Genomic DNA, 8,144 nt, shown 5'->3' with positions numbered 1-8,144 from the left:
ATAGGTGTTTGAAGCATGAGCATCTAATTCTGATGCTGCAACTATTTCAAAACCTGCTTTTTCCATACCCACATCCATTCCCCCTGCACCTGAGAATAGAGATACTATTTTATAAGACATATTTACCTTCAAAATATTGGATTTTCGCATATTTGGAAAAGTGTATCACTATGGCTCAGTTATGAATAGAGCCAAGACGATATACAATAAAGAATACTGCGATTTTATACAGTCCTTGTGCTCCGAGCGCAAGAGGCTCGGATTGTCGCAGCTTGAAGTAGCTAGTCAAATTGGTATGACTCAATCAGAAATATCTAAAATAGAATCATGTGAAAGACGTATAGATATTAATGAATTTAGGTTATTGCTAAGCGTCTATCGCGTTCAACATAACGAAAAATTAAGGCATCTGGTCAATAATTTTTTAGAGTTGAATACTAATTATGAGTAGCCCCAACCGTAATGAACGTGCACAAATATATGTGACAGAACAAATAGAGAAGGCTCGTGAAAAGAGTGAAAGCGATTTTTTAAGCTTGCCTAATTACGAAGGAGTTTCCTTATTACTAACTTCTTTGATAAATACTACAAGCAAAGGATTTAGAGGTGTAGTCGCAACTGCTCTTACAGGCTTACATCTAGATCATAATTTCGACCCTCTAAACAACTTCTATGCGTGCAATCCACGCTCTATATTTGAAAATGGTATTTTCTTCGCTTTCCAAGGTCAAATACCTTGCGGAAAATCCGACCCATTAAACGTTGCTAAAAACCAATATGTACTCAATGAAGAATGGGCTGCTGGGAAACGACCTGAATCAGCAGCACTCGCGGCTGTACATTTTTTGAAAGCAGTAATGGAAGACCCACAAAACAGAGCGGCATTAATTGATTTTTATTTTTTTCGACTAGTTGAATATGCAGAGAAAGTAAAAGCTATTGATATCAACATTCCAGACAATAACAATATATCTCAGCAAGAGATAGGCTATCGCTTAGCTGATTTCACGTATAGTTACCCTGAGAGTGGAACTATCCCTCAGTATGTTGTCTCCTTACTATTCAAAGCCATTTATGAGAAGTCTTCATTGACTGTAGTTGGTGGCGAAGAAAGTGTTTTCGGTACAAATACAACATCTAAAAAGGCTGCTGATATATGGGTCGAAGAAGATGATAAACCTGTCAACCTATACGAAATAACTGTAAAGAAGGTTGATATTAAGAGACTCAATGATAGTCTTCATGCTCTTCATGATATGGATATGCTAGATAGCAACATTCACTTCATATGCCGCCTACCTGAAGACACTAAGACGTTGGGCGAACTAATAAATGGGACTTATAACTACAAAGGAAAAGCCTTCAATTTTGTGGATTTGAGAAGCTTCATACTAACCTTAGTATCGATATTAACAACAGAGCAGTTGGGAGCTATTATTGATAAATTAGCTTCTTTTGTAGATGATATTGAGCGCCCTATATCAACAAAGGATGGTTGGAATAGTATTTTCAACGAATAAAAAAGACTGCGGTAGTTACTGCCGCAGTCTTTTACAAATAAAAGTTAATTAACCTACTGCTTTTGCACTATCCTGAAATAAATAATTCAAGTCGGGAGTGGGTTTGATAGTAAGTGCTTAAACAGTATAAATACTAACGTCTTTCAAAGATGAGCATTTGGTCGATAACTCATCTAGCTCAGGTTGTGATTTCGTAAAAACTGATAAAATTACACGCTCTACACGACCTTCCTTTTTTACACAATCTAAATCGTGCTGAATGTTTGTCATTAATGTACTAGAACCCGTATCCATACGATTTTTGCCTTGCTTAAACGGTAGATCCTGCATGTTATCATCAATGTAATTTGATAATACAGTTACAGCTTGCCCATAATTTTTATATGAATTTGGAGAGAGGAAAACCAAAATATTACCATGGTCTTCTCTAGCAATATCAACAATCTTTTCTAGTGTTTCTTTTTTGATAAGCTCATCATCTTCATTTTCCGATTTCTTTGAAAACAAACCTGATAATTTATTAACCATTCCTTGATATCCTTATAATATAAAGTTAATGCCCCTTACCATAGATCTAGGGCTGCATATGTTTATTTAAAGTGCATGAAACAAAAAAAACATTTAATCTTCAATCGCCTCTGCATTTTCTAAATAAGCAGCTAACGAAGATGGGCTTACATATTTTGCGCGTTCATCAGCAGGTGTGTCTTCGTAGTATGTCGGCATTTTCATCTTAGCTGATTTACCTTGGTATAAAACAATAGCCTGATTTTTCTCTAATGCATATAACTCAGCCGGTTCTACAAGTGGGCGACGACTGATTGACTCAGTTGTACTTGTGTCCTTATAACTTCTGCCAGCCTCATTAACGCGAGGCGTTTCAGTGACTGACCAATTCTTTACGTCAATATTACCGATCATATTACTGAACGTTTGAGCTGTATTAAAGTCATTAACTCTGTAGCATATTTTCAACGTACAGCTACTCATAACAAGGTTTGCAGCCTGTTCGCCATACACCTCAGTTAAACCGTCCAACGCTTGAACGTACATGAACAAGGGCATTTTCGATGACCCTATAACATTCAGTTTTTTAGTTAAATTTGGAATAGGAGCGGCATTAATAAGCTCATCAAGTGCCACAAAAACATCATCACGATTAGCATGCTCAACTTCTAGTAAACGCAACGTATGCGACAAAGTAGCGCCAAACAGCCCTCTTGTCGTTTGCTGATACTTCTTGTCGAACTGTAAGAAAATAGCTTGCCTAGGTTGCTGTAAAAGCTCACGTAATGAGAAATCAGAACTTTCAATATTTTCCGCTATAGTCTTGTTATCTAGAAACTGTAAAATTGATGATAGCGCATTAACTGCTAATGCAGTGAAACGCTCACTACCACCAGAGCGCTTGACTGCTATAGCATTAGATACAACGATATCACTAGGCGATTCTAGTAGCTCATTCATCATATCTTCAACGTCTATATATTTATTAATATAGTTCCTTGCTTGTAGTAGTGATGCAGAGCCGTTAACAATACGTAGATGCAACATAACAGCGCGTAGGATACGTCTTGCTGAGTCAGAGAACACATCATCAGCAGGTATTAAAATCTCAATAAGCTCAATGATCTCAGTATCAGCGTCTGCACCCAAATCATCAAACATATTGTATTTTTGAGACAACGGATCGGTTGGATTAAATACAACATCATCATAGCCGTAATATTCAAACACGCCATTCCATTTTAGAATCCCCCATAGCTCTGGCTTCACGTCCGTAGCTACAAAAGTCTTGCCCGAGCGCATCCAACTGATCAATTGTGCGAGTAGATAGTTAGTTTTGCCACTACGAGAGACACCTAAAACCAGCCCTCTCTCCTCGCATGGCACAGTAAATATAGGTAAATTATCACGCCATGGATCTTCGTTTAAATTCTTATTGCTGACATTCGCATAAGCAATTAACGGCTCACTACCATCGTTATTGTTATTTAAAACGCTGAACAGTTCTTTTTTATCATTAATACTACGTTCATGAATAAAACCTGATTTTTTTGGCTCATAAAAAAAAGCAAACCAGATGTAGATAGCAGCGAAGGCTACAATAAAAACAGCAATGATTACCATCACAGGCATAGACACATTAAAATCCTTTTTTATTATTAATCGCTTGAACCGTGTGGCTTCTTACCCTCACATTTTTGCAGATGTGGTGATTCCTGAATGACTGTTTTTAGCCAGTTACAACGCACAGTGAAATAATAGCGGTTGTCATCCGATAGCGTCAGAGAACTTTGAGAACGTAATTCTTTTTTATCCGCTTTACTGCCCCAGATAATTAACTTGCAATTCATGCAGTCGCCGCATTCAGGCAAATTTGCCCTGATTTCCTTACCTAAGCTATTCATAGCTTATAACTCCAAGACCCGAGATAGATACCTGTTACCGATAGTCTTTTATGACCCAGCTCATTACTAATTGTCTGCCTTGCAGACAAATCGAGCGCTTTTTGCTCATTAGTCAGATCAATAATGCCGCCAACAGCTGGGCAGTCGATGCCAACCAGCTCCTTATAACGATTTTGAGCGTATAAATGCCGTAGTCCATGCGTTTGACCAAGCCCGATTGCTGATGTTTCGCGCTCAAAATGTCCCAGATGTTCCTTATATGATCGATCCGCTGGTATTAATGATCCATCACCTGCAAGAGTTAACGCACTCATAAGCGCATCACGTTGAGCATCTGTAATAATAGGGATATCTCTCGCTCTACCGCCTTTAGCCCAAGATGGTTTTATCCTTAGAACAGGCGCACTATAGGGATCGTAGCCACCGAGTGCATATTCAGGGCTGAATTTCATCGCTTCTTCGCGCCTTAGCCCGAAATGTTTTTGCAGCTCGATTGATTGCCGCACATGAGGAGAGAGTTTGTCTAAATTGATGTTATCCGTGCGAAGCGACTTATCCTTGTTTGTTATATATTGCCGATCCTCGATACCATAGGTGGCATTGCTTTTAATCATATCTGCTTTGCCAATTTTTTCAGCTAACCACCTTATATTGGACATACGGTTTTTCATTGTACCGGCTGATATGTTGTCAATTTTCCATTGTCGAAGCAGAGCATTAACATGACGACCTTTCAAATCACTAGGGCGCATCTCGTTCGTTTTGTAGCCTGCCTTCTTTAACTGATCGGCAAACATTGAAAGCATACGTTTGCGATTTGATTGAGTCGCGTATGAGCCATCCCTATTACGTTCTAATATATGATTAAATCCGTATTCTAATTTGTTCATAACTTTGCGTCATTGGTAAGTGTTTTTGAGCATTATCAAATGAAGATTTGACAGTTTTTATAGCTCAGTTATGCAAAATTTTTAATCTGTTGTAGTTATCAGCGTATGTATCTCAGCATGTATGATGTGAGTATTGGGTGATAACTAGGCTCTAATATCAATTGTTTAAACTGCTGAAAGCTAGAGAGTAAGGGCAGTGAAGAAGAAATATGAAAAATTTATAGAAGAGCTTTCATCCTAGCTTGATCATGTGAGTCACGCAACCATCATCCACGGTAATTTACGAAAGGCTACATTTTGAGATATATACAGTTAGCGTCACTACTTTTGGCAGTGACGCTAACTGTATTACATAACTTTGAATATTCAGCTTAACCAATAAGATGTTTGTCTTAATGTCAGTAGTAATCTTTTTAAAATTTAAGTTAATAAAAAGGTTTTTAATGTTTTTAATGTTTTTAATGTTTTTAAAAGCTTTTACGTCCTCTGCATCCCTTGCTAATCATAACTTACACTCCTTATAAGACTACCTTTTACGACCCATAAGACTACCTTTTACGACCCATAAGACTACCTTTTACGACCCATAAGACTACCTTTTACGACCATTTGACTACTATATTTTTATTAGGTAGTATTAACTACTTTAATTAAATCCAAGTAGTTAAATACTATGACAAAAAAACAAATGGTAGTTAAAGATAATAATTTAATTAGTGCTACTTATAGTTTAGGTGTAGCGGAGCAAAGGCTCATATTTTTAGCTATTATCGAAGCAAGAGAGCAGAATAAGCTTATCAATGTTGGTAAATCACTACGTATCTATGCGAAAAGTTATGAAAAGCAGTTTAATGTAGAAAAGCATACGGCATACGAGGCTATGAAAAGGGCGGTAGAAGGGCTGTATGAGGCAGGTTTTGCCTACAGTAAGACAGATGAAGAGTCAGGGGAGCTAGGGCATTATAAAAGCCGTTGGGTTGATAAAATTGGTTATATAGATAACTTAGGTTGTGTGGAATTGGTGTTTGCCAGTGATGTTGTTCCTCTCATTACAAGACTGGAAAGGCGTTACACTGAATATGAGCTAAAGCAGGTTAGTAGCCTACAAAGTGAGTATGCTATAAGACTGTACGAACTAATTATCCAGTGGAAGTCGATTGGTAAAACAAACAAGATATTGCTTGATGATTTGCGAACGATGCTTGGAGTTGATCCTGAACAATATAAAAAAATGTGTAATTTTAAAGCAAAGGTATTAGATCTAGCTATTAAGCAGATTAATAAGTACACGGATATTACAGCCGACTATGAACAACACAAGGATGGACGGATAATTACAGGTTTCACATTCAGGTTTAAAGTGAAGAAAGATAAAGAAAAAATTACGACTGAGAACAAAAAGAGAGATGTAGATACAAGTGATATGTTTACAGTTGAAGGGTTAAACGATGCTCAGTTAGGGCGTATTGCTCGCAACCCTAGCTTTATGGCAGATTACAATCATTTAGTTAGTTCTACCAGTCCAGCAGGGCAAGACACAAAAGCGTGGGAGTTTGAGATGATCAACCGTCTCAAAATAGACGCTTCACAGTTTAAAAAACGCCCAATTAGAGAATACCTACAATAATAAAGTCTTATTCGCCCACAATAATGCTTTTGTAAAAGTCTTCACCATTAACCGAAGCAACAAACGAAAGTGCTGGATAAGATGTTGCTCCAGCTAGTGCAGGTTCGTTTTTTTGATTAACTAGACCTAAATTAAACAATGCTTGATCAACGTAACTAATGCGTATCGAAGCTTGACCACTGTAGATCGCGTGCATACCAGATATAAGGTAATTATCTAAATTTTTAATGACATGAATATTATGGTCAAAAATATTTTTTGGATTTTCCCCTACTTCTAAAGAGCGAATATATTGTTTTGTTGCCCTAGCTATCATTTGAACTTGATTGATTTTATCTACATTATCAATCACATTTAACACTTCAAACCCTAAGTCCTCGTCAGTTTTCTTGTTAATTATTTTTTTGAATTTCGACAACTCTTCTGCATTAAATTCATATAAAAAAGCATGGATCTTTTTTTCAAACATCCTAGACTTTAACGTACTATAAACGTTGGCAGCTCCTAATATGGTTCCAAAGACTGGTATGTCTTTTAGTAGACCATAATCTCCCAATAGGAGGTTGTCAGAAATAGCTTCAATCAGCTCTCCTCCTGCAATTAATGCACTATCATTCTTCATAAAAAAGCCTTTAATTATTATAAAGTAGTAGCCTTATGATACGTTCCACTTTTCCCTCATCACCCTAACTAGGGCTAGATATGGCAGAAAATACTACCCTACCTACTACTTCTGCGAGCTGACAAGGAACAGCATTACCTATTTGGTTGAATATTTTTGATGGTGGGCCCAAAAATTCATAATCTATAGGAAATGTTTGCAAGATAGCAGCTTCGTCTATGGTGAGTCTTCTTAAACGACTGGGTGCATTGCCGTACTCTGTTTGCTTTTCTCCATTTAATAGTGCCGCATGATGCTGCTCAATCCAACTTTCCTTATTATCATATAAATGGTCTTCATCAATAATTGGTGTTCGATTACCACCCATACTAGCTGGTAGGGTACTAGACCAAGCATCAGGGTTCAGCGGTCTACCTTGCCCGTTAAACATCATTCCCGAATATGGAGATTTACGAAGGACTGGTTTTTTAGCTAAAGTAATTTTAGCGTTAGTTATTCTGGGATTAGTTTCAGTTCCTGCTCTGCCTAAATGACCTATAGCCTCTCTTAATGATATCGCTTCTTTTTTATATTCTTCAAAATCAGTTATATCTACTAAGGGGAAACCGAGTTTTGTTCCTATGAAAAAAACTCGTTCACGCGATTGAGGTACACCAAAATCTTTAGCATTTAATACTTGCATGGTTACTTGATAACCAGCATCTGTCATGCGGTGAATAATCTCATCCCTTATACCTTGAAATTTGGAGAGACTAGCAAGGGATTTTACGTTTTCCATAATGAATGCTTTAGGCTGCAGTTGTTCAACAACAGAGCAGTAAGTGAATACTAATTTAGATCTTGGATCGTCTTTGTCCATTTTTCCAGCTACAGAAAAACCCTGACATGGTGGGCCCCCTACAACTAAATCTATGTCTTCATAGCTTATAATCTTATTAAAGTTCGTAGGATCTTCGATATCACCTTCGATTAAGTTAACAGACGGATTATTATGTTTATAGGTGTTTGAAGCATGAGCATCTAATTCTGATGCTGCAACTATTTCAAAACCTGCTTTTTCCATACCCACATCCA

The 8,144-nt window shown here is 37.3% G+C and carries 10 protein-coding genes; 3 read left to right on the top strand and 7 right to left on the bottom strand.

Annotation, left to right across the window (positions count from 1 at the left end):
• Nucleotides 1-120: DNA cytosine methyltransferase (locus tag AAEY72_RS14000; protein ID WP_352311085.1), on the bottom strand; the 120-nt coding region annotated here is incomplete at its 3' end.
• Between the two features lie 61 nt (nucleotides 121-181).
• On the opposite strand from AAEY72_RS14000, the gene AAEY72_RS13995 reads away from it, so the two are divergent.
• Entirely contained in the window at nucleotides 182-451 is a 270-nt protein-coding gene (locus tag AAEY72_RS13995) for a helix-turn-helix domain-containing protein (RefSeq protein WP_181717466.1), read from the top strand.
• A complete protein-coding gene (locus AAEY72_RS13990) occupies nucleotides 444-1,520 on the top strand; it encodes a hypothetical protein (RefSeq protein WP_352311081.1) in 1,077 nt (358 codons plus the stop codon). Before AAEY72_RS13995 ends, AAEY72_RS13990 begins: the two co-directional genes overlap by 8 nt.
• A 117-nt stretch (nucleotides 1,521-1,637) precedes the next feature.
• Here the strand turns inward: AAEY72_RS13990 and AAEY72_RS13985 are convergent, their stop codons facing one another.
• The 4 genes from AAEY72_RS13985 to AAEY72_RS13970 all read right to left on the bottom strand — a co-directional run bounded on the left by AAEY72_RS13985 (nucleotide 1,638) and on the right by AAEY72_RS13970 (nucleotide 4,821).
• Nucleotides 1,638-2,048: a hypothetical protein gene (locus tag AAEY72_RS13985; protein WP_352311080.1), complete on the bottom strand. Its 411-nt coding sequence runs from the start codon at nucleotides 2,046-2,048 to the stop codon at nucleotides 1,638-1,640.
• A 93-nt stretch (nucleotides 2,049-2,141) separates the two neighbouring features.
• On the bottom strand, nucleotides 2,142-3,659 hold the full coding sequence (locus AAEY72_RS13980; RefSeq protein ID WP_352311083.1) for a type IV secretory system conjugative DNA transfer family protein: 1,518 nt from the start codon (nucleotides 3,657-3,659) through the stop codon (nucleotides 2,142-2,144).
• Between the two features lie 26 nt (nucleotides 3,660-3,685).
• Nucleotides 3,686-3,931, bottom strand: coding sequence for a hypothetical protein (locus AAEY72_RS13975; protein ID WP_352311078.1), 246 nt, complete (start codon nucleotides 3,929-3,931; stop codon nucleotides 3,686-3,688).
• Complete coding sequence (locus AAEY72_RS13970; RefSeq protein WP_352311077.1) at nucleotides 3,928-4,821, bottom strand: phage integrase N-terminal domain-containing protein; 894 nt, start codon at nucleotides 4,819-4,821, stop codon at nucleotides 3,928-3,930. Before AAEY72_RS13970 ends, AAEY72_RS13975 begins: the two co-directional genes overlap by 4 nt.
• Before the next feature lie 673 nt (nucleotides 4,822-5,494).
• On the opposite strand from AAEY72_RS13970, the gene repM reads away from it, so the two are divergent.
• Nucleotides 5,495-6,448 carry a replication initiation protein RepM gene (repM, locus tag AAEY72_RS13965; RefSeq protein ID WP_352311075.1) on the top strand — a complete coding sequence of 318 codons (954 nt, stop codon included), beginning with the start codon at nucleotides 5,495-5,497 and terminating at the stop codon, nucleotides 6,446-6,448.
• Nucleotides 6,449-6,455: 7 nt separating this feature from the next.
• Here the strand turns inward: repM and AAEY72_RS13960 are convergent, their stop codons facing one another.
• A complete protein-coding gene (locus AAEY72_RS13960) occupies nucleotides 6,456-7,070 on the bottom strand; it encodes a hypothetical protein (protein WP_352311073.1) in 615 nt (204 codons plus the stop codon).
• Between the two features lie 64 nt (nucleotides 7,071-7,134).
• On the bottom strand, nucleotides 7,135-8,144 hold a 1,010-nt coding region (locus tag AAEY72_RS13955; RefSeq protein ID WP_352311071.1), incomplete at its 5' end, for a DNA cytosine methyltransferase.

Source organism: Psychrobacter sp. W2-37-MNA-CIBAN-0211 (assembly GCF_040309405.1).
Taxonomy (GTDB): domain Bacteria; phylum Pseudomonadota; class Gammaproteobacteria; order Pseudomonadales; family Moraxellaceae; genus Psychrobacter; species Psychrobacter glaciei.
Note: the sequence above shows the minus strand (reverse complement) of the source record. Positions and strands in the feature narration are given on the sequence as shown.

Excerpts from the sequence above, each read along its gene's own strand:
- AAEY72_RS13995 (WP_181717466.1), top strand. The coding sequence starts at position 182 with ATGAATAGAGCCAAGACGATATACAATAAAGAATACTGCGATTTTATA.
- AAEY72_RS13990 (WP_352311081.1), top strand. The coding sequence starts at position 444 with ATGAGTAGCCCCAACCGTAATGAACGTGCACAAATATATGTGACAGAA.
- AAEY72_RS13985 (WP_352311080.1), bottom strand. The coding sequence starts at position 2,048 with ATGGTTAATAAATTATCAGGTTTGTTTTCAAAGAAATCGGAAAATGAA.
- AAEY72_RS13980 (WP_352311083.1), bottom strand. The coding sequence starts at position 3,659 with ATGCCTGTGATGGTAATCATTGCTGTTTTTATTGTAGCCTTCGCTGCT.
- AAEY72_RS13975 (WP_352311078.1), bottom strand. The coding sequence starts at position 3,931 with ATGAATAGCTTAGGTAAGGAAATCAGGGCAAATTTGCCTGAATGCGGC.
- AAEY72_RS13970 (WP_352311077.1), bottom strand. The coding sequence starts at position 4,821 with ATGAACAAATTAGAATACGGATTTAATCATATATTAGAACGTAATAGG.
- repM (WP_352311075.1), top strand. The coding sequence starts at position 5,495 with ATGACAAAAAAACAAATGGTAGTTAAAGATAATAATTTAATTAGTGCT.
- AAEY72_RS13960 (WP_352311073.1), bottom strand. The coding sequence starts at position 7,070 with ATGAAGAATGATAGTGCATTAATTGCAGGAGGAGAGCTGATTGAAGCT.